20 protein-coding genes are annotated in these 20332 nt (G+C 71.8%); 10 read left to right on the forward strand and 10 right to left on the reverse strand.

Annotated elements, in window-relative coordinates:
• The first annotated feature begins 86 nt into the window (after positions 1-86).
• Entirely contained in the window at positions 87-905 is an 819-nt protein-coding gene (locus tag WFH25_RS16625; protein WP_071295673.1) for an aldo/keto reductase, read from the forward strand.
• Between the two features lie 19 nt (positions 906-924).
• Entirely contained in the window at positions 925-1500 is a 576-nt protein-coding gene (locus tag WFH25_RS16630) for a hypothetical protein (protein WP_336698627.1), read from the forward strand.
• Here the strand turns inward: WFH25_RS16630 and WFH25_RS16635 are convergent.
• Positions 1497-1835 (reverse strand): hypothetical protein, encoded by a 339-nt coding sequence (locus tag WFH25_RS16635; RefSeq protein ID WP_070417911.1) that lies wholly within the window; start codon positions 1833-1835, stop codon positions 1497-1499. The genes WFH25_RS16630 and WFH25_RS16635 overlap by 4 nt on opposite strands.
• 203 nt (positions 1836-2038) lie before the next feature.
• Here WFH25_RS16635 and WFH25_RS16640 point away from each other — a divergent pair, with 203 nt between their 5' ends.
• From WFH25_RS16640 to WFH25_RS16650, 3 genes are all read left to right on the forward strand, one after another.
• On the forward strand, positions 2039-2866 hold the full coding sequence (locus WFH25_RS16640) for a hypothetical protein (protein WP_336698628.1): 828 nt from the start codon (positions 2039-2041) through the stop codon (positions 2864-2866).
• A 63-nt stretch (positions 2867-2929) separates the two neighbouring features.
• Positions 2930-3451, forward strand: a complete 522-nt coding sequence (locus tag WFH25_RS16645) for a ribonuclease H family protein (RefSeq protein ID WP_070417909.1) — start codon at positions 2930-2932, stop codon at positions 3449-3451.
• Positions 3452-3509: 58 nt separating this feature from the next.
• A complete protein-coding gene (locus tag WFH25_RS16650; RefSeq protein ID WP_336698630.1) occupies positions 3510-4094 on the forward strand; it encodes a hypothetical protein in 585 nt (194 codons plus the stop codon).
• 19 nt (positions 4095-4113) lie between these two features.
• On the opposite strand, the gene WFH25_RS16655 is transcribed toward WFH25_RS16650, so the two are convergent.
• Positions 4114-4692 carry a GNAT family N-acetyltransferase gene (locus WFH25_RS16655; protein ID WP_336698632.1) on the reverse strand — a complete coding sequence of 193 codons (579 nt, stop codon included), beginning with the start codon at positions 4690-4692 and terminating at the stop codon, positions 4114-4116.
• Positions 4692-7289, reverse strand: a complete 2598-nt coding sequence (locus tag WFH25_RS16660) for a DEAD/DEAH box helicase (protein ID WP_336698633.1) — start codon at positions 7287-7289, stop codon at positions 4692-4694. The genes WFH25_RS16655 and WFH25_RS16660 overlap by 1 nt, the downstream gene beginning before the upstream one ends.
• Before the next feature lie 110 nt (positions 7290-7399).
• Between WFH25_RS16660 and WFH25_RS16665 the strand changes: the two genes are divergently transcribed.
• The gene (locus WFH25_RS16665; RefSeq protein ID WP_229085511.1) at positions 7400-8416 is read left to right on the forward strand and encodes an LLM class flavin-dependent oxidoreductase; all 1017 of its coding nucleotides are present in this window, start codon (positions 7400-7402) and stop codon (positions 8414-8416) included.
• Between the two features lie 420 nt (positions 8417-8836).
• Here WFH25_RS16665 and WFH25_RS16670 read toward each other — a convergent pair whose 3' ends face one another.
• Both WFH25_RS16670 and WFH25_RS16675 read right to left on the reverse strand, forming a co-directional pair.
• Entirely contained in the window at positions 8837-11296 is a 2460-nt protein-coding gene (locus tag WFH25_RS16670) for a glycoside hydrolase family 3 protein (protein WP_336698634.1), read from the reverse strand.
• Between the two features lie 46 nt (positions 11297-11342).
• The gene (locus WFH25_RS16675; protein ID WP_336698635.1) at positions 11343-12611 is read right to left on the reverse strand and encodes an MFS transporter; all 1269 of its coding nucleotides are present in this window, start codon (positions 12609-12611) and stop codon (positions 11343-11345) included.
• A gap of 133 nt (positions 12612-12744) precedes the next feature.
• On the opposite strand from WFH25_RS16675, the gene WFH25_RS16680 reads away from it, so the two are divergent.
• Positions 12745-13335 carry a TetR/AcrR family transcriptional regulator gene (locus WFH25_RS16680; RefSeq protein ID WP_336698636.1) on the forward strand — a complete coding sequence of 197 codons (591 nt, stop codon included), beginning with the start codon at positions 12745-12747 and terminating at the stop codon, positions 13333-13335.
• A gap of 103 nt (positions 13336-13438) precedes the next feature.
• Positions 13439-14302, forward strand: coding sequence for an NAD-dependent epimerase/dehydratase family protein (locus WFH25_RS16685; protein ID WP_070419385.1), 864 nt, complete (start codon positions 13439-13441; stop codon positions 14300-14302).
• A gap of 3 nt (positions 14303-14305) precedes the next feature.
• Here the strand turns inward: WFH25_RS16685 and WFH25_RS16690 are convergent, their stop codons facing one another.
• Together WFH25_RS16690 and WFH25_RS16695 are read right to left on the reverse strand one after the other, a co-directional pair.
• The gene (locus WFH25_RS16690; protein ID WP_442892427.1) at positions 14306-15895 is read right to left on the reverse strand and encodes a DUF7059 domain-containing protein; all 1590 of its coding nucleotides are present in this window, start codon (positions 15893-15895) and stop codon (positions 14306-14308) included.
• Positions 15892-16266 carry an ArsR/SmtB family transcription factor gene (locus WFH25_RS16695; RefSeq protein ID WP_336698637.1) on the reverse strand — a complete coding sequence of 125 codons (375 nt, stop codon included), beginning with the start codon at positions 16264-16266 and terminating at the stop codon, positions 15892-15894. The genes WFH25_RS16690 and WFH25_RS16695 overlap by 4 nt, the downstream gene beginning before the upstream one ends.
• A gap of 111 nt (positions 16267-16377) precedes the next feature.
• Here WFH25_RS16695 and WFH25_RS16700 point away from each other — a divergent pair, with 111 nt between their 5' ends.
• On the forward strand, positions 16378-17634 hold the full coding sequence (locus WFH25_RS16700; RefSeq protein WP_336698639.1) for an MFS transporter: 1257 nt from the start codon (positions 16378-16380) through the stop codon (positions 17632-17634).
• Positions 17635-17652: 18 nt separating this feature from the next.
• Here WFH25_RS16700 and WFH25_RS16705 read toward each other — a convergent pair whose 3' ends face one another.
• On the reverse strand, positions 17653-18096 hold the full coding sequence (locus tag WFH25_RS16705; RefSeq protein ID WP_070417903.1) for a TIGR02611 family protein: 444 nt from the start codon (positions 18094-18096) through the stop codon (positions 17653-17655).
• A gap of 130 nt (positions 18097-18226) precedes the next feature.
• A complete protein-coding gene (locus WFH25_RS16710; RefSeq protein ID WP_336698640.1) occupies positions 18227-18559 on the reverse strand; it encodes a TraR/DksA family transcriptional regulator in 333 nt (110 codons plus the stop codon).
• 56 nt (positions 18560-18615) lie between these two features.
• On the opposite strand from WFH25_RS16710, the gene WFH25_RS16715 reads away from it, so the two are divergent.
• On the forward strand, positions 18616-19647 hold the full coding sequence (locus WFH25_RS16715; RefSeq protein WP_267484136.1) for an LLM class flavin-dependent oxidoreductase: 1032 nt from the start codon (positions 18616-18618) through the stop codon (positions 19645-19647).
• Between the two features lie 7 nt (positions 19648-19654).
• Here WFH25_RS16715 and WFH25_RS16720 read toward each other — a convergent pair whose 3' ends face one another.
• A complete protein-coding gene (locus tag WFH25_RS16720) occupies positions 19655-20251 on the reverse strand; it encodes an ASCH domain-containing protein (RefSeq protein WP_336698642.1) in 597 nt (198 codons plus the stop codon).
• Between the last annotated feature and the right edge of the window lie 81 nt (positions 20252-20332).

Genomic DNA, 20332 nt, shown 5'->3' on the forward strand with positions numbered 1-20332 from the left:
GATCGACGCGTGTCACGTCGATGACGTGGCGCGACGCCCAGCCTGGAGGCGCGGCGCACCCCCGCCACGACCGGCAGGATGGGTGCATGGTCACCTCAGTCCCCCTCCGCGACGGCGCATCGATCCCCGCCATCGGCTTCGGCGTCTACAAGGTCGACGACACCGAGGCCGAGACGGCGGTCGGTCTCGCGCTCGACGCCGGCTACCGGCACGTCGACACCGCCGAGATGTACGGCAACGAGACCGGCGTCGGGAAGGCGATCCGCGCCTCCGGGCTCGACCGTGACGACGTCTTCGTGACGACCAAGGTGTGGAACGACCACCAGGGGCGCGACGCGACCCTGCGGGCGTTCGACGCGAGCCTCGAGCGACTCGGGCTCGACACCGTCGACCTCTACCTGATCCACTGGCCGGCCGCGGCGAACGACCGCTACGTCGACACGTGGCGCGCCCTCGTCGAGCTGCGCGAGTCGGGGCGCGCGCGCAGCGTCGGGGTCTCGAACTTCCAGGTGCCGCACCTCGAACGACTCATCGACGAGACGGGCGAGGTCCCGGCGGTGAACCAGGTCGAGCGGCACCCGTGGCTGCCGCAGCGTGAGCTCACGGCGTTCCACGCGCAGCACGGGATCGTGACCGAGGCCTGGTCGCCGCTCGGACGCGGGCGGCTCATCGACGAGCCGGTGCTCACCGGCATCGCGGACGCCCACGGTGTGAGCGTGGCGCAGGTGCTCGTGCGGTGGAACGTGCAGCAGGGTGTGGTGGTGCTGCCGAAGTCGGTGACGCCGTCGCGGATCCGGTCGAACCTCGACGTCGACGGGTTCGTGCTGAGCGACGACGACCTGGCAGCGATCGCGTCGCTCGAGTCGGGGCAGCGCACGGGGTCCCACCCGGACTCGGTGTCCTGACGCGCGTAGGTTCTTCGGGGTGAACGATCCTCAACAGACCGCGCGTGAACACCTCCGGCCGGACGAGCACCTGTACTGGGCGGGGACGAGCGATCCGGCGAAGCTGTTCGCCGGACAGGACGTGTTCCTGGTGCCCTTCTCGGTGCTCTGGTGCGGGTTCGCCGTGTACTGGGAGGTCACCGCCGCGACGTCCGGCGCACCGACGTTCTTCCTCGTCTTCGGGGGCGTCTTCATCCTGCTCGGCCTGTTCTTCGTCTTCGGCCGTTTCCTGCTGAAGGGTCACCGGAAGCGCACCACGGTGTACGCGGTGACGTCTCGCCGAGCGCTCGTCATCACACCCCGCGGCTCGCGAGAGGTCTCGGTGGGCCGCACCGACCGGACCATCACGTGGAGCAAGGACCGTCGGCACTGCTCGGTGGAGTGGAACACCGGCCAGCCGTCCGGGCTCCCGGCGTTCGTCAGCGGTTCCGGAGCGGCACGCCTCTACGCGAACACGGGTCTCGACGCGTTCGCCTTCGGCCCGCAGCCGTTCGCGTTCTGGGACGTCCGCGACGGTGAGGAGCTCGTCCGCGAACTCGACCGGGTGGCGAGCTAGCCCCGGCGGTCCTCCTCGGACTGCCACGGCAGGTGCAGGTCGCCGGGCTCCGGCTCCACGTCTCCCGCGTCGTCGGCACCACCCGTGCCCGGAGCGGCGACGATCCGCGAGGGGTCGATGCCGTCCGCCTCGAGGTCGGCACGATCACGCTGCGACGTCTGCGACGCCTCGGTCTCCCGCTCGCTCGACGGGCTGTACGAGGTGTCGGCAGCGCGCTGCTCACGCTCCCCGACGCCGTCCGCGCCCTCGTGGTGTGCGGCCTCGCGCAGGGCGTCGGTGCGTGCGCGGTCGTCGGAGTCCTCGGGGCCCGGGACGTCGGGGATGCTGTCGCTCATGGCGCCGACCGTAGGCCTCGCTGCCCGAGCGACGTCCCCGGCAGTCCGATCGACGCACCCGACCGGTGGTCCGCCCGAGGGCGACCGCTCGATCCCGCAGCATCGGTACCGATCCGGTCACGAGTCCGGAACGCGCCTCGACCCCACGCTACGATCACCGCGAGCCAGGCGAGATCCGACGCCGGCCGGGGACGAGGGGGATCATGCGACGAGCGGTGACGAGGGGACGGACGACTGCGGTGGTGCAGCTGTCGGCGGTCGCAGCCATCGGACTGACCGGCTGCTCGGTGTTCAGCGGACCCGATCCGGTGCCGACCCCGACCCGACTGGCCGTGCAGGGACCGGACGCCACCGAGCGACCGACGCCCTCCGCCTCCCCGACCCCCGAGCAGGTCCTCCCCGCCGGGACGGTCGCCGCCGAGACCGACGTCGTGTCGAAGACCGGGGACACGTCGATCCACGTGCGGGTCACGGCCGATGCCGACGGTGTGTTCACGGTGCACCTCTCGGACTACCGGACGACAAACCCGCAGCCGATGTCGATCCAGTTCCGCCACCGCGTCGCCGGGTTCCAGGACGGCTACGACGCGGTCGCCCGTGGGTTCGTGCAGTGGGACCGCGCGTCCGGACCGCCCGACTCGTACACGCTCGACGCCGGTGCACGGCCCGACTACCTCGCGAGCGCCGTCCTGGTGCCGATGTCGTCCGGCGACGGCAGCAGCGACGCGGACCGTCCGTGGGTCGGCTCGGTGCTCGCGGTCGGCACGCTGACGTGGAAGATCCCGAACCCCTACCCCGACCTTCGCGTGACCGTGGGGAAGGCCCGCCCGGGTGCGTACGGGTACGTGAAGGACGTCGACGGCACGCCCACCTGGTACATGGTGTCGCACGGGGACGACCTCACCACGGTGTCGAAGCGCTTCGGCGTCACCCCCGAACAGTTCGAGTGGATGAACCCTTACCTCGAGCTGCGCGGCGACAAGTGGCTCAACGAGGACGCCACCCTCAACATCTCCCCCGCGAACCGCTGACGCCGAGGGTCGGTCCGGTCCGTTACGGTTGACCAGCACTCGCCACACGCAGGAGGTCCCACCGTGACGATCGTCGCCGCAGCAGACGGCTCAGCCCTCGGCAACCCCGGCCCGGCCGGCTGGGCCTGGTACGTCGATGACGACCGCTGGGCCGCCGGTGGGTGGCCGAACGCCACGAACAACCAGGGCGAGCTGACGGCCGTCCTCCAGCTGCTCCGCGCCACGAAGGACACCGGCGAGCCGCTGCACATCCTCTGCGACAGCCAGTACGCGATCAAGGCGTGCACCGAGTGGCTCGCGGGCTGGAAGCGGAAGGGCTGGCGGAAGGCCGACGGCAAGCCCGTGCTGAACGTCGAGATCATCAAGGAGCTCGACGCCGAGCTGCAGGGCCGCAAGGTCACGTTCGAGTGGGTCCGCGGCCACGTCGGGCACGAGATGAACGAGGCAGCGGACGTCCGTGCCCGTGGTGCCGCGACCGCTTACCAGCAGGGCACCGAGGTGCCGCACGGCCCGGGGTGGCCCGGGGTCGAGGTCACCGAACCGGCCGCGCTGCCCGAGGCGACCCCGCCCGCGACCCTGTTCTGATGCGGCGGCGAACACCCGCCGCTCGGACACCCGCCGCCCTGACACGAACGATCGCTCCGTGGACGACGCAAGCCGTCTGACCGCCCGACGCCTGGTCGAGCGGTGTCTCCACGACGGCGAGGAACTCCTGTGGGTCGGGCGGAGCGACCCGTCGCGCATGCTCGTCGACGCCGATCGGTACCTCATCCCGTTCGGCACATTCTTCCTCGCGTTCGTCGGGTGGGCCCTCGTGGCGACGATCCGCGGAGGCGCGAACGGAGCCGTCGTCGCGATCCTGCTCCTCCTCGTCCTGGCGGGTCTCCACCTGCTCGGCGGACGCTTCCTCGTGAAGCGGCACCGCAAGCGGACGGAGGTCTACGCGGTCACCGATCGCCGTGTCTTCGTGACGAACGGACGGCGGACCCGTGAAACGGACGCGCGACGGACCGACTGGTACGTCGATCGCACTGCAGGGCACGTCAGCGTCGAGTGGGACGACACCCGCCATCTCGACACGCTGTTCGTCGCCGGCAGCGAGTCCGTCCGGCAGTACGCCAACACCGGCCTCGAGGGCTTCCCTGCGCCACGAGGCAACTTCGCGTTGTACGACGTCGCGGACGGCGACGCTCTGCTCGCGGCGCTGCGCCGGGCTTCCGGGCGCTGACGGCGGACCGCCCGAGGTGTCAGAGCGGCCGCTCCCAGAGCGCGACCGTACTGACGAGGTGGTCGTACCGGTACGGCTTCTCCTCCCCCGTCGGCTCGTACCCGAGCGCCCGCCAGAACGGCTCCGCCACCGACGCGTTCGTCGCGACGATCCCGAGGCGCAAGCGCTCCACACGCAAACGCTCCAGGCGCGAGCGCTCCACGCCCGAGCGCTCCACGCCCGAGCGGCCCACACCCGAGCGCCCGGACGCCACCCGGACCCGCTCGACGACCGCGTCGTGCATCGCCCGCCCGAGCCCCCGACCCTGCTCGCCCCCTCGGACGACCAGCAGCCCGATGTACGCGACGGAGGGCGACGGGTACCCGAGCAACACGTCCGCGAACGCCACGAGCCGTTCCCCCTCCCACAGCCCGAGCCCGACCTTCCCCGCGGGATCGAACCCGTCCGGCACCGACAGCAGCGCGCTCAGCCCGTCGGACGGCCCCGGCGGGTACCCGGTGATCCGCAACGCGTAGTCCGGCACCGACTCGAGCAGGTCCTGCAGCGCGGCGACGTCACCGTCGGCCGAGGAGCCGCCGAGCTCGCGCACCACGGGCATCAGTCGACGTCCACGTCCGACCAGCCGTCGAAGCGCCCGATCTCGGTGACCCGCACCACGGCCTCGCCCGCCTCGTCCGACGCGTCGAGGTCGATCGTGGCGGAGAACCCGAAGTCCTTGTCGCCGGCGGGGTCGGCGAAGATCTGCCGCGCATGCCAGACGCGCGCCGAGCCCGACGCGCCCGCCGCCCCGGACACCCCGGTGGCCCCGGCCTCGTCGAGCACCAGGTACTGCATAGAGCGGGCGTCGGCACCCGTCCCGATCTCGTCGTGCGCCTCGTAGTACTCCTCGAGCACGGCGTCCCACGCGTCCTCGCCGAAGCCCGCCGCACCGTCCAGCGCCGCGAGTCCGGCGACGTCGTCGGCGGCGGCGAGCAGCACCCGCTGGAACAGGGCGTTGCGCACGAGCACCCGGAACGCCCGCGGGTTCCCGGTGAGCCGCGAGGGCTGCGGCGGCGCGATCTCCTCGTGTTCCTCCGACGCGAGCAGGACGTCACCGTTCAGCAGGGCCTCCCACTCGTCGACGAGCGAGGAGTCGGTCTGCTTGACGACCTCGCCGAGCCACTCGATCAGGTCGTCGAGCTCCGGGGTGCGCTGTTCGTCGGCGATCGTCTGCCGCATCGTCCGGTACGCGTCGGACAGGTACCGGAGCACGAGCCCCTCGGAGCGGGTGAGCTGGTAGAACCGCACGAAGTCGCCGAAGGTCATCGCCCGCTCGTACATGTCGCGCACGACGGCCTTGGGCGAGAGCGCGAAGTCGAGGACCCACGGCTGCTCGGCGGCGTAGGCCTCGTAGGCGGCCGTCAACAGCTCGTCCAGCGGCTTGGGCCAGGTGACCTCTTCGAGCAGCTCCATCCGCTCGTCGTACTCGATGCCCTCCTGCTTCATCCGGGCGACGGCCTCGCCGCGCTCCTTGAACTGCTGCTGCGAGAGGATCGCCCGCGGGTCGTCGAGGGTGGCCTCGACGACCGAGACCATGTCGAGCGCGTAGCTGGGAGACGACGGATCGAGCAGCTCGAACGCCGCGAGCGCGAACGGCGAGAGCGGCTGGTTGAGCGCGAAGTTCGGCGCGATGTCGACGGTCAACCGGTACTCCCCGTCGACCTTCTCGATCACCCGCGCGTTGATGAGCGTCCGCGCGATGGTCAGTGCCCGCCGGGCCATCGCGAGCTGCCGCGACCGGGGCTCGTGGTTGTCGAAGACGAGCGACCGGACGGACTCGAACGCCGAACCGCCGCGCGCGACGACGGAGAGCACCATCGCGTGCGTGATCCGCATCCGCGAGACCATCGGCTCGGGCTCGGCCGCGATGAGCCGCTCGAACGACGCCTGGCCCCACGACACGAAGCCGTCCGGCGCCTTCTTCCGCTTGATCTTGTTCTTCTTCTTGGGGTCGTCGCCGGCCTTGGCGACCGCCCGGGCGTTCTCGATGTCGTGCTCCGGCGCCTCGGCGACGACGTCGCCCTCGGTGTCGTACCCGGCACGACCGGCTCGACCGGCGATCTGGTGGAACTCACGAGCAGACAGCTGTCGCATCTTCGTGCCGTCGAACTTCGTCAGCCCGGTGAGCAGCACCGAGCGGATCGGCACGTTGATGCCGACGCCGAGCGTGTCGGTGCCGCAGATCACCGGCAACAGCCCACGCTGGGCGAGCTGCTCGACGAGCCGCCGGTACTTCGGCAGCATGCCGGCGTGGTGGACGCCGATGCCCGCCCGGATGAGTCGGGACAGGGTCTGCCCGAACCCGGCGCTGAAGCGGAACCCGGCGATGGCCTCGGCGATCTGGTCTCGGCGTTCGCGTGACGCGACACGCGCCGACATGAGCGCCTGCGCCCGTTCGAGTGCGGCGGCCTGGGCGAAGTGGACGATGTAGATCGGCGCCTTGCCCTCCTCGAGCAGCCGTTCGACCGTCTCCTGCACGGGCGTCATCACGTACTCGTACTCGAGCGGCACCGGACGCGAGACCCCGGTGACCCGCGCGGTCGGCCGTCCGGTCCGGCGCGAGAGGTCGTCCGCGATGGTCGTGACGTCGCCGAGCGTCGCGGACATGAGCAGGAACTGCGCCCGTTCGAGGACGAGCAGCGGCACCTGCCACGCCCATCCGCGGTCGGGGTCGCCGTAGTAGTGGAACTCGTCCATCACGACGACGTCGACGTCGGCGTCCGGTCCCTGCCGGAGCGCGAGGTTCGCGAGGATCTCCGCCGTGCAGCACACGATCGGGGCATCGGCGTTGACGCTCGAGTCGCCCGTGACCATGCCGACGTTCTGGGCGCCGAACAGCTCGACGAGCTGGAAGAACTTCTCGGAGACGAGTGCCTTGATCGGCGCCGTGTAGTAGCTCCGCTTGCCCTCGGCGAGCGCGGCGAAGTGCGCACCCGCGGCGACGAGCGACTTGCCGGTGCCGGTGGGCGTCGAGAGCACGACGTTGGCGCCGGAGACGAGCTCGATCACGGCTTCGTCCTGCGCCGGGTAGAGCGGGCGCCCGCCCTCGGCAGCCCAGGCCGCGAACGCCTCGTACACGGCGTCCGGGTCGACGACACCGTCGACCGCCGCCGGCAGGGCGGCGACGAGCGGGGGCTGGGTGGTGACGTCGGTCATGGGACGATCCTCCCAGGTGGGTGGTGACGACGAGACGGACTGGAGGCGCGGCGCGGGCCGGCACCGCGCCTCCTGGGCCACGCATGGATGCGTCCGCATAGACTCACGTCGTGCGCGAACTCGGCTTCCTCTCCTTCGTCCCGAACCACGGCGGCACGGCCGGCGCCGCCGCTGCCCTCGAGGACGGCCTGCGGCTCTTCGAGACCGCCGAGTCGCTCGGGTACGGCACCGGCTGGGTCCGCGGGCGCCACTTCGAGCCGTTCCTGACCAGCCCGATGACCTTCTTCGCGGCCGCCGCCCAGCGCACCAGCACGATCGGCTTCGGCACCGCGGTCCTCGGCATGCGCTACGAGGACCCGATCCGCCTCGCCGAGGACGCCAGCACGGTCGACCTCCTCAGCGACGGCCGCGTGCAGCTCGGCATCTCGACCGGCATCGCGGGCTACGGCCCGATCCTCGACCCGGTGTTCGGCGCGTCCGACCGCAGCTTCCGCGACGAGGCCGAGGCGCGCGCGTCCCGCCTGCTCGAGGTGCTGCAGGGCGAGCCGCTCGGCACCGCCGGCAAGGGCTACGAGAGCATCCCGGCCGACGCCGACCTCACGCTGCAGCCCCTCAGCCCCGGACTCCGCGACCGCGTGTGGTGGGGCGGCGGCAGCATGGGCACCGCGGTGCGGACGGCCGAGAAGGGCCTGCTGCTGCACTGTTCGACCCTGAACACCGAGGACACCGGAGCGCCGTTCGCCGAGGCGCAGGCGGACCAGATCGCCGCGTACCGCGAGCGCTTCGCCCAGCTGCACCCCGACCGCACCCCGAAGGTCGCCGTCGGCCGGATCGTGGTCCCGCTGCTCGACGACCACGACCGTGCCGTGCACGAGGAGTTCCTCACCGGGTACGCGAGCGGCATGGACGACGAGGGGCGCCCGCTCTCGGGGAACCCGCCGTTCCGCTTCAGCAAGGTCGTCTCCGGCGAGCCGTCGGCCATCGTCGACGCGCTGCTCGCCGACCCGGCCGTGCGGTCGACCGACGAACTCGTGATCACCCTGCCCGCGAACGGTGACGCCGCGTCGCACGAGCGTATCCTGCGCATCGTCGCCGAGGACGTCGCACCGGCCGTCCGAGCCCGGTGATGCAGGGCATCCGGCGGGCCCGCACCAGGTGGTGGTGAGGCTCCCCGGGAGCCCGGCCGGATGACCATCTCGTCCCTGATCCGCACGGGATGGTGCACCCATCGTTCCACCTACCGAGTGGTTTGTCACACCGGATTGCGGTTCGTGGACCGAAAAGGTGACGTTCGTTCACTGGTTTCTCCCAGACTGGCGGAAGTCAACCGGTTGGCACCTGCCCCGGACAAGCGAATGCGCCCCCGCGCGGACGCGGGGACGCATTCTGGACGCACCAGGGCCACCAGGGCTCCATCGGCCGGATCAGGAGACCGTGTCGCACGCATGGCGACCCAGTTCTCGGTGCGCGCGCCGACGGTAACCAGCCGCCTGGCGCAGATCGATGTTACTGAATGATCACGGCGTCAGCGCGGAAACCGGACGACTTCACGCGGATTGGACCGTCACGGTGCCGGATTCGTCCGACACCGATGCGCCGACGTGCAGCGTGAAGGTGCCGGACTCGTGGGCCCATGCACCGTCCCAGTGCGCGAACGCCCGGGCCGGGACCTCGATCGAGACCTCGATGGACTCCCCCGCGTCGAGCCGCACGGGCGCGAAGCCGACGAGCCAGCGGACCGGACGGTCGACCGCCGAGGACTCCCGCGAGGCGTAGACCTGCACGACGTGCTTGCCGGCCCGGTCGCCCGTGTTCGCCACGGTCGCGGTGACGATGACCGCGTCGCCCTCGCGGACGGTCGGCGTCGCGGTGACGCCGTCGATCGTCCAGGTCGTGTAGCCGAGTCCGTGGCCGAACGGGTAGGCCGGCTCGGTGCCCGCGCGGAGCCAGGCCCGGTAGCCGATGTGCACGCCCTCGTCGTAGGACACCTTGCCGTCGACCGGGGTGACGTCCAGCACGGGCACGTCCGCCATCGTGACCGGCCAGGTGGTGGGCAGACGGCCGCCCGGCTCGCGAGCACCGGTGAGGACGTCGGCGAGCGCGTTGCCGTACTCCTGTCCGCCGAACCACGTGAGCAGGACCGCGGCGACGTCGTTCCGCCACGGCATCTCGACCGGCGAGCCGGCGTTCACGACGACCACGGTGTTCGGGTTCGCCGCGGCGACCGCACGGACCAGGTCGTCCTGGTGCCCGGGGAGCGCGAGCGAGGAGCGGTCGTAGCCCTCGGACTCGACCTTCGAGTTGGTCCCGACCACGACGACGGCGAAGTCGGCGCCACGTGCGGCGGCCACGGCCGCGTCGATCAGCACCGACGGGTCCTCGTCGCTCGGCTCGGTGCCGAACTGGTACGCGAGCACGCCGCCGAGGGTCTCGTCCTGGATGACGTCGTACTCGATGCGGATCGCGACGTCCTGGCCGGCCGTCACCGACACGGGCACCGAGCGTGCCGGCGGGTTGAGGAACGCTGCGCCGAGCTGGTCGCCCTCGAACGGGACGTCCTCGTCGAGCACGAGCTCGCCGTCGATCCACATGCGCGAGCGGCCCGCTGCACCGATGCCGATCCGGACCGTGCCGGTGGACGGCGCGGTGTAGGTCGTGGTGATGTCGAGCCGGTCGGCCTCGCGCGTGGGGGCGTCGCCGCCGAACCAGAACAGCGCGGTGGCGCGGCGGTCCTCGACGTACAGCTCGGTCCCGTCGCGCACGAAGGCGACGCGGGCGCCGGGCTCGCCGGTGCCGGGGTTGGTGATGGTGGACAGCGGGAACTCCGCGATTCCCTCCTGTACGACGGCACCGATCGCGTAGTCCACCGTGGCACCCGGGAACGCCGAACGGATCCCGTCGAGCGGCGAGACGACCTGCGACGGCACGACCGTGGCCGAGCCACCGCCCTGCGTGCGGGCCTGGTCGGCGTTGTGGCCGATGACGGCGATGCGGGAGACGGCGGGCGCGTCGAGCGGCAGCACGCCGGTGTTGCGGACGAGGACGGTGCCCTCGGCCTCGGCTTCGCGGACGAACGCGACGCCGTCCTCGACGTGCACGGGCTGCGCGGCCACGGGCTCGAAGCCCTCGAGTGCGCCCACGCGGGCGGCCAGGGTGAGGATGCGGCGGACCTTGCGGTCGATCGCCTCGATCGGCACGTCGCCGGACTGCACGGCGGCGAGCAGCGGCCCCTCGCTCCACCACTGGTTCGGCCCGGGCATCGCGACGTCCTGGGACGCCTTCGCCGAGTCGACCGAGCGGACACCGGTCCAGTCGGAGACGACGATGCCGTCGAAGCCCCACTCGGAGTTCAGCGGGGTCTCGAGCAGCTCGTTCTCGGACGCGGTGACGCCGTTGATCGAGTTGTACGACGACATGATCGCCCAGGCGTGCGCCTCGGTCACGGCCTTCTCGAACGCGAGCAGGTAGAGCTCCCGCAGGGCACGGTCGGAGACCTCGGTGGACGCGGTGAAGCGGTCGGTCTCGTAGTCGTTCGCGATGTAGTGCTTCGGGGTCGCGGCGACGCCGTTCTCCTGCACGCCCTCGACGTACGACGCCGCCAGGTCGCCGGTGAGCACCGGGTCCTCGCTGAACGCCTCGAAGTGCCGGCCGCCGAGGGGCGAGCGGTGCAGGTTGATGGTCGGGCCGAGGACGACGTCGACGCCCTTGCGGCGGGCCTCGACGGCCGCTGCGGCGCCGTAGCGCTTCGCGATCGCGCGGTCCCACGAGGCGCTCAGCGCCGTCGCGGACGGCAGGTTCAGCGACGGGTCGCGCTCGTCCCAGACCTCACCGCGGACGCCCGACGGGCCGTCCGACATCAGGATGCGGCGCAGCCCGATCTTCTCGATCGGCCAGGTGGTCCAGAAGTCGCGCCCCGTCAGGAGCTGGACCTTCTCGTCGGTGGTCAGCTGGCCGACGAGCGCCTCGATGCGCTCGGCCGTACTGGAGGCAGTTGTCACGTCGTCCACGGTAGTCACGGTGGTCGGTCCTTTCGTTCAGAGCCAGAACAGGTGGTCAGCGCACGCCGCGGATGCGGGACACCGAGGCGATGCCGAGCAGTCCGACGACGGCGCCGGTGATGAAGAAGCCGCTGTACCCGCCGGTGAGGGCGATCACGCCGGGGGCGGAGGCGGGGACGATCGACTGCGGCAGGGCCTGCGCGATGTTCACCACGCCGAGGTCCTTCGCGTTGTCCTCGTCGGAGGGGAGCACGTCGGTGATGAGGGCGAGGTCGACGGCGTAGAAGACACCCATCCCGGCGCCCATCACGAACTCCCCGACGAGCACCATGCCGAGCGACGGCGCGAGCGCGATGAGCACGAGGCCCACCACGCCGACGACACCGGCCACGGCGACGAAGAGCCTTCGGCGGCCGAGCCTGTCGGACAGCCACCCGGCGACGAGGGACGTGAGGACGATCCCCACGACGTTCCACAGCGTGCCCTGGAACACCGCGTTCGCGACGTGCTCGGACTCGACGCCGATGTCGTCGCGCAGGAAGTAGGTCAGGTAGCTCACCGCGGTGTACTGCGCGGCGACCATGAGGAAGCGGGTCAGCCAGGCCCAGCCGAGGTCGGGGTGCTTCACCGGGTTGAACACGAACGACCCGAAGACCTGCCCGACGCTGAGCTTCGACGTCGGCCGGTTGGTGAGCACGCGGTCGCGGAACACGAGCGCGTAGAGCACGACGACGATCGACCCGATCGCGCCGGGGATGATCATCTGCGTCGCCGAGGTCGAGAAGAGCTGCACGAGGAACGTGCCGCCGACGAGCGCGAGGTTCTGGGAGAGCCCGAGCAGCGCCGCGACCCGGCCGCGCTGGGAGCGCGTGACGTGGTCCGGCATGACGGCGGTCAGCGCCGCGATCGTGGCGTTGTAGGCGATCTGCGTGACGCCCCACGCGAGGACCAGCACGACGGTCGAGGTGGTCGTCGCGACGACCACGAGGCCCGCGAAGCCGACCACGGTGCCACCGATGATCCACGGACGACGCATGCCGAGCCTCCCGGCAGTCCGATCGCTGAAGCGACCGGCAAGGGGGTTGGCGACCATCGCGGCGAACGCGCCCACACCGAGTGCCAGGCCGAGCACGCCCGCCTGGTTGTCCGGCGCGATCTCGGCGACCTTCAGCGCCATGGCGACGAGCACCGGCGGCAGCAGCGCGATGTACAGGCCGAGCATCGCGATCGGCATGCCGAGCGTGTACATGAGCGGATTCCCCCGGCCGCGCGTGGGGGCGACGGCGGTCGGGGTGTCGTTGACGGTCAGGGCATCGTTGGCCACTGCAACCTCTTCTCGGGGACGCCGCCTGCGTCGGCGACTCGCACGCCTTCGTCGGCGGCTCGTGCCACCGTAACACCAAAACCAACCGGGGCTAGGTTTTCTGGGCGGTCGCCGAGAGCGGTACAGTCCTGCCATGGCACGACGGGGTTCGTACGCGAAGGGCATCGCGAAGCGCGAGGAGATCCTCACGACGGCGCTCGACCTCGTCGCGTCGCAGGGCTTCCGTCGCACGAGCATCAAGGACATCGCCGATGCCGTCGGGCTGACGCAGGCCGGGTTGCTGCACTACTTCGACTCGAAGGACGAGCTCTGGGTCGAGATCCTGCGGCGCCGCGACGAGATCGACCTGCAGCACGACTGGCACGCCTCGGACCCGGCAGCGCTGCTCGCCGCGATCGTGCGGCACAACGCCGAGGTCCCCGGCCTCGTGCAGATGTTCGTCAACCTCTCCGCCGCAGCCGCGACCGACCCGGAGCACCCGGCGCACGAGTACTTCCGCGAGCGCTACGAGCGCAGCCGCCGCGACCTGTCCTCCGACTTCCGCGCCATGCAGGAGGACGGACGACTCCGCGTGGACGTCGACGTCGAGGAACTGACGAGCGTGCTGCTCGCGGTCTCGGACGGCATGCAGATCCAGTGGCTGTTCGACCCGTCGCGGGACATGGCGCAGCACGTCGAGCTCGTCGCACGGCTCGCGATCGCCCAGGTCGCCCCCACCGCCTGACCCCGGGCAACGGGGTACGGACAGGGCCTGGTCGGGTCAGGTCGCGCCGGGCAGGATGGAGCCAGCCCGCGAGGGCGACCCGACGACGATGTGGAGTGACGCGATGACGCGTGTAGTGGTGACCGGCGGCAGTGGGAAGCTCGGGCGAGCGGTGGTCCGCGACCTCGATGCGCACGGGTACGACGTGGTCCTGGTCGACCGCGTGCCCTTCCCCGACAAGCCCGAACGGGTGCAGTTCGTCCGCACCGACCTCACCGACCACGGCCAGGTGCTGAACGTCCTGCTCGGCGTCGACGACCGGTACGACCACGTCGACGCCGTGGTGCACCTCGCGGCGGTCCCCGCTCCGGGGCAGGTCCCCGACGTCGCGCTCATCACGAACAACGTGACGTCGTCGATCAACGTCTTCCACGCCGCTCGTGCCGCGAAGATCAAGAACCTGGTGTGGGCGTCGAGCGAGACCCTGCTCGGCATCCCGATGGGTGAGCACCACCCGCCGTACCTGCCCGTCGACGAGGAGTTCGCGGTGCGCCCGCAGTCGTCGTACTCGCTCGGCAAGGCGGTGGAGGAGGAGATGGCCCGCCACTTCACCCGCTGGGACCCGGAGCTGAAGATGATCGGTCTGCGGTTCTCGAACGTGATGGACGAGACCGACTACCCCGCGTTCCCCTGGGACGCCACCCCCGAGGCGAAGACGTTCAACCTCTGGTCGTACATCGACTCCCGCGACGGCGCCCAGGCCGTGCGCAAGGCCCTCGAGGCCGAGCTCACCGGATTCGAGGCGTTCGTGATCGCGAGCCCGGACACCGTCATGGACACCCCGACGATCGAGCTCGTCGAGCGCTACGTGCCGGACATCGAGCGCCGCGCGGACATCGACGGCGTCAGCTCGCTGCTCTCGTCGGAGAAGGCCCGCGAGCTGCTCGGCTACGCCCCCGAGCACAGCTGGCGCGACCACCGCGCCTGATCGTCAGGCGGCCGGGACGAGCAGGCCGTCGAGCACCAGGTCGCGCGCCGCCGGCAGCAGGTCGGCGGCGAGCACCTGCTCGTCCACCCCGGTGATCTGCGCGAGGGCGCCGACGATCGCCGCCACCGACAGCTCCCCGTCGCAGGCCCCGACGAACGCGGCGAGCGCGGTGTCGGCGTCCACGCGGCGTCCGAGTCCGCCGCCCTGCACGAGCGTCATCACGGTCGGGTCGTCGTTGCCCGGCCAGTAGAAGCGCTCCTCGGTGACGTCGCCGGCGACCGCGAGGTGGGCGGCGGCGAGCGCGACGTCGTCGTGCGCGGCGAGCCACGCGGCCGCGTCGAGGACCCGCGCCACCGTCGCGCCGAGACCCGCGGGGTTGGAGCCGAGCGTCTCGGGGACGCGCTCGAAGCGGCGGAGGTGGGCCGCGCCTCCCGGCCGGGGCTTCCGGACCACGACGTACCCGAAGCCGACGCCGGTCACCCGACGGTCCGCGAAGTCGTCGAGCCACGCGCCGACCAGCCGGTCGAACTCGGGCGTCCCGGGCTTCGTCCCGCCGTCCCGGATCCACGTCTCGGCGTAGGCCGTCGGGTCCTGCCGTTCCCGCTCGACGACCCAGGCGTCGAGCCCGAGCCCGTCGGTGTCGGCGCGCTCGAACCAGGACCGCACGCGATCGAGGCCGTCCGTGCCCCAGTGGTACTCCCAGTTGCCGAGCAGCTGCGCGGTCCCGCCGGGTTCGAGGTGCTCGCCGAGTCCGGTGAGGACGGTCTCGACGAGGGCGTCGCCGACCATGCCGCCGTCGCGGTACTCGTAGGCAGGAACGCCCTCGCTGCGGGGTGTGATGACGAACGGCGGGTTCGAGACGATGCGGTCGAAGCGCTCGCCCGCGACCGGTTCGAACAGGGAGCCGAAGCGGAACTCGATGCCGTCGATGCCGTTGAGCTGTGCGTTGAACCGGGCGATGTCGAGTGCCCGGCGGGAGATGTCGGTGGCGACGACCTCGTCGGCGAAACGTCGGGCGTGTATCGCCTGGATGCCGCAGCCGGTGCCGAGGTCGAGCACGCGACGGACGGGCACGGGGACCTGCAGGCCGGAGAGCGTCGTGGTGGCACCGCCGATGCCGAGGACGTGCTCCTCGCCGAGGGCCGTTCCGAGTGCGAGTTCGCCGAGGTCCGAGACGATCCACCAGCTGCCGGCGCCGATGTCGTCGACGAAGGCGTAGGGGCGGAGGTCCACGGCGGGAGCGACGGAGTCGGCGTCGACGCGGACCAGACCGCTCGCTTCGACGGACTGCACGCTGGCGGACGGGAACGCGGCGTCAGCGTCGGCACGACGGACCGGGAGCCCGAGCACGAAGAGCGTCGCGAGGGTGCCGAGCGGTGTCGTGTCGCGGGCGGCGAGCGCCCGGAGCGCCGCGACGCGCGAACCGCGGTGGAGCGACGCGGCGGCCTCGGCGCCCCACAGGGCGTCGACGCGCTCGACCGTGAACCCGGCGTCGGTCAGGTCCTGGCGCAGCGCGTCTGTGACGGCGGCGTCGGCGCCGATCGTCGGGAGCGTGTGCGGGGTCCGGGCGGACGCGGCGGAGGCGGCGTTCACGCGGCGCCCTCGACGAGGTCCGTGCGCATGAGCGCAGCGGGGACCTCCCACGCGAACACGAGGTCGAGGAGCCCGGGGAACCGCTCCTCGACGTCCTCGATGCGGACGCGGCTCGACCGGGTGAGCCCCTCCTGGTGCTGCTCGAGGAGCCCGGCCTCGCGCAGGACGCGGAAGTGGTGGGTCAGCGTGGACTTCGGCCGGTCGATGCCGACCCAGCCGCAGCTGCGGATGCCACCGGCGGCGTCGACGAGGTAGCGGTGCAGGATCGCGAGCCGGATCGGGTCGCTCAGGGCGTCCATCACGACCGGCAGGTCCATCTCGGCCACGGTCGGCTGCGGCAGGTGTTCGGGAGCATCCACGGTCGCGGGCATGGACGGGACGCTACCACCGTTCCGCTCGTAGTACGACTTGCGTCGTACAGCACGACTCGATACTGTACGACTCTCTTCGTACTGTCCCGCTCGCAACGGAAGGTGGCGCACATGGCGCAGTCAGCTCGCTCGGTCGCCGGGTTCTGGATCCTGGCGGCGATGCTCCTCGTGTCCGTCGCCTCGTCGGCGGTCCCCTCGCCGATCTACCCCGTGTACGCCGCGGAGTGGCACCTCACCCCGCTCATGCTCACCGGCGTGTTCGCCATCTACGTCGCGGGGCTGCTGGCCAGCCTGCTCGTCGCCGGGCGCCTGTCCGACCACGTCGGCCGCAAGCCCGTGCTCGTCGTCGGCGGCCTCGGCGTCGCACTGTCCCTCGGGCTCTTCGCGGTCGCGGACGGTGTCGGCGCACTGATCGTGGACCGCATCGTGCAGGGCGTCTCCGTCGGACTGCTCATCGGCGCCCTCGGAGCGGCACTCATCGACAACCCGCTCGAGCGCTTCCCCACCCTCGCCGGGGTGCTGAACGGCGTCATCCCGCCGATCGCCCTCGCGACCGGTGCGATGTCGAGCGGCGCCCTCGTGCAGTGGGGTCCCGCGCCCGAGCAGCTCGTGTACCTGCTCTTCGGCGCGCTGCTCGTCCTCATGGTGATCGCACTCGTCGTCGTCCCCGAGCGGGTCACCCCGCGACCGGGTGCCCTCCGCTCCCTGGTCCCCCGGATCAGCGTGCCCCGGTCCTCGCGGCGGCTGTTCCGCAGCGTCGCCGGATCGCTCATCGCGAGCTGGGCCCTCGGCGGGATGTTCCTGTCGCTCGTCCCCTCGGCGCTCGGCGCGGTCTTCGGCATCACGAACCACTTCGCCGCCGGGGCCCTGATCGCCGTCGTCACCGGGGTCGGCGCGCTGACCGGCCTCGCGACGCAGCGGATGGACGCCCGTCGCGCGGTCCTGATCGGCCTGGTCGCCCTCGTGCTCGGACCGATCGTCACGGTGGCGTTCGTGATGGCGCACTCCCTGCCCGGCCTCGTCGTGGGCAGTGCGATCGCGGGCGTGGGCTTCGGCGCCGGGTTCCAGGCACCGCTGCGGATGCTGCTCGCCACCGCGGCACCGACGCACCGGGCGGGGCTGCTCTCCACGATCTACGTCGTGAGCTACCTGGCGTTCGGCGTGCCGGCCGTCGTCGGAGGGCTGCTCGAGCCGACCGTGGGGCTCGTGCCGGTCATCGCCGGGTACGGGGCGTTCATCGTCCTCGCCGCGGTCGTCGCCCTCGTGCTGCAGCTCGTGTCGCGGGACGCCGCCGCCGTCGAGGAGCAGGCCGCCGAGGTGCTCGAGCGCACCTGCACCGGCTCGGTCTGGGTGTCCCCCGCCGAGTAGGCGCGACCGGCGCGCGGTTCAGTGCCCAGGCCGCGCCCGCTTCGCGCCGCGCCCGCGCACCCCGACCGTCCGAGCAGCACCGGTGTGCGCCGCGTCGACGTCCGCCTTGCCGCGGTCGGCGGCGTTCCGGAGCCACTGCGGCCCGTGCGCCTTCGCCCAGTCCCAGAAGCGGTGCAGCTGGGCACGGAGCCACGTGATGATCCGGTGGAAGAAGTGGAACTCGCTCGCGAGGATCGTGAGCCCGATGAAGACCACCAGCCACCCCGGCCCGGGCAGCGGCACGAGGATCAGCCCGATCACGACGACGAGCCCGCCGACGATCCCGACGAGCACCTTGTAGAAGAGGTGCAGGTGGGGACGCGCGTGGATCCAGGCGCGGACGTCGTGGAACCACTGGAACCGCCGGTGCGGCGTCTCGGCACGTTCGACCGCGTCGGTCCGGTCGTTCGGGTCGCCTTCCATGTGCCGCAATGTAGGGCGCGCGGCTGGGAAACCGCGGCGCGCGCGGTGGACGTGCGGTGCGTCCGTGACGGGAGGCGCGTGGCGGGGGCGACCCGCGCCTCCCGTCAGACGGTGTGGGCCAGGAGGCTCGTCACGCGTGCGCCACGCAGGTCGCGGCCCACGGGACGGCGGCGAGGCGCGCCTCCGGGATCGGTTCCCCACCGATGGCACAGCGGCCGTAGGTCCCGGCGTCGAGCCGCGCGAGCGCGGCGTCCACCAACCGGATCCGCGCGCGGGCGTCGTCCCGCACGGCGCCGAGCGAGCCGCGCTCCCAGGCGAGGGTCGCGCCCTCGGGGTCGTGCTCGTCGTCGGAGTTGGCGTCCTGCCGGGCGTCGCTGACGTCCCGCATGCTCCGCTCGACGTCCGCGAGGAGCCGCTCGTTGCGCGCCCGCTCCGCGACCAGTGCCTGGCGAGGGTCGTCCATGCCGGACACCGTAGTCGGCCCGGAATGGCCGTGCTGTCGGATGCGTTCGTATCGACATGACGAAGATCGGGTTCCTGTCGTTCGGACACTGGCGCGACGTGCCGGGGTCGAAGGTGCGCAGCGGTCGTGAGGCCCTGGTCCAGGCGATCGACCTCGCGGTCGCCGCCGAGGAGGCGGGCGTCGACGGCGCGTACTTCCGCGTCCACCACTTCGCGCCCCAGCAGGCGGCGCCCTTCCCGTTGCTCTCCGCGATCGCAGCGAAGACCAGCCGCATCGAGATCGGCACCGGCGTCATCGACATGCGCTACGAGAACCCGCTGTACATGGCGGAAGAGGCGGCTGCGACCGACCTCATCTCCGGTGGTCGACTGCAGCTCGGGGTCTCCCGGGGCTCACCCGAGACCGCCCTCGCCGGTTACCAGCAGTTCGGCTACGTGCCGGACGCCTCCGACGAGAACGGCGGGGACATGGCGCGGGCGCACACGTCGGTGTTCCGACGGGCGATCGCCGGTGAACCGATGGCGAACGCGAACCCGCAGATGACCGGCTCGGTCGGGTCCCTGCCGATCTCGCCGCTCTCCGACTCGCTCGGCGACCGCATCTGGTGGGGCGCCGGCACCCGGGCCACCGCGGAGTGGACGGCCGAGCAGGGCATGAACCTCATGTCGTCGACCCTGCTGACCGAGGACACCGGTGTGCCGTTCGACGAGCTCCAGGCCGAGCAGATCGAACGCTTCCGTCGGGTCTGGGCCGAGTCCGGCTGGGAGCGGACCCCTCGGGTCTCGGTGTCCCGCAGCATCATCCCGATCATCGACGACGAGTCGCGGCACTACTTCGGTGTCCGGGCACAGGTCGAGGGCCAGGACCAGGTCGGGCACCTCGACGGCGGGCTCGCCCGGTTCGGCCGGTCGTACATCGGGTCCCCGGAGGACCTGGTGGCCGAACTCGCGGCGGACCAGGCCGTGCGGGCTGCCGACACCGTGCTCGTCACCGTGCCGAACCAGCTCGGCGTCGAGTTCAACGCCCGGCTGCTCGCCTCGGTGAAGGACGTCATGCGCGAGGTGGACGCGGCGCCCGTCCCGGCCTGACGGGCGGTCAGGCGACGGCGGTCGGGTCCGGGGTCGGCGGGGCCGGCGGGGTCGTCGCCGGTGCGGGCGCGGTCGTCGCCGGTGCGGGCGCGGTCGTCGCCGGTGCGGGCGGGGTCGTCGCCGGTGCGGGCGGGGTCGGCGCCGGTGCGGGTGCGGGCCAGACGAGCCGGAAGCGTTCGCACACGACCGGCATCCGCGGATCGAACCCGCGCGGGTCCTCCGAGTGCGCGCGCCAGTACGCCTCGTGCACCCGGCGCCAGTGCGCGAGCGTCCGGTCGCCCTCCCCCTCGGCCCGGGCGTGGACCGCATCGACCTCGTCGAAGGGGACGATCCGGACGCTCGTCGTCTCGACGACCGCCCGCGGTGCCCCGGTGGAGTCCGTGACGATGCCGATGTCCCCGACCTCCGGCACGCGGTCCCCGGACGCCTCGTAGTCCCAGAACGACGACGCCGTCCCGTCCTTCACCCCGCGCAGCACGAGGTCGAGCAGATCGTCCGCCTGCGCCGGCGTCGCGCCGAACGACCACGCCTCCGGCAGGGCCGTCGGCAACTCCGGTCGCTCGTCGCGCCGGTCACGCCAGAAGTCGTCGAGCGTCGAGGTCACCCGCTCGACGCTACTGCACGCGGGTGGTCCCCCTTCCTGCCGACACCCGGGCTGGGACTGTGGCCGCTTCCCGCACTCCCG

The organism is Curtobacterium sp. USHLN213 (assembly GCF_037144815.1).
Taxonomy (GTDB): Bacteria; Actinomycetota; Actinomycetes; order Actinomycetales; family Microbacteriaceae; genus Curtobacterium.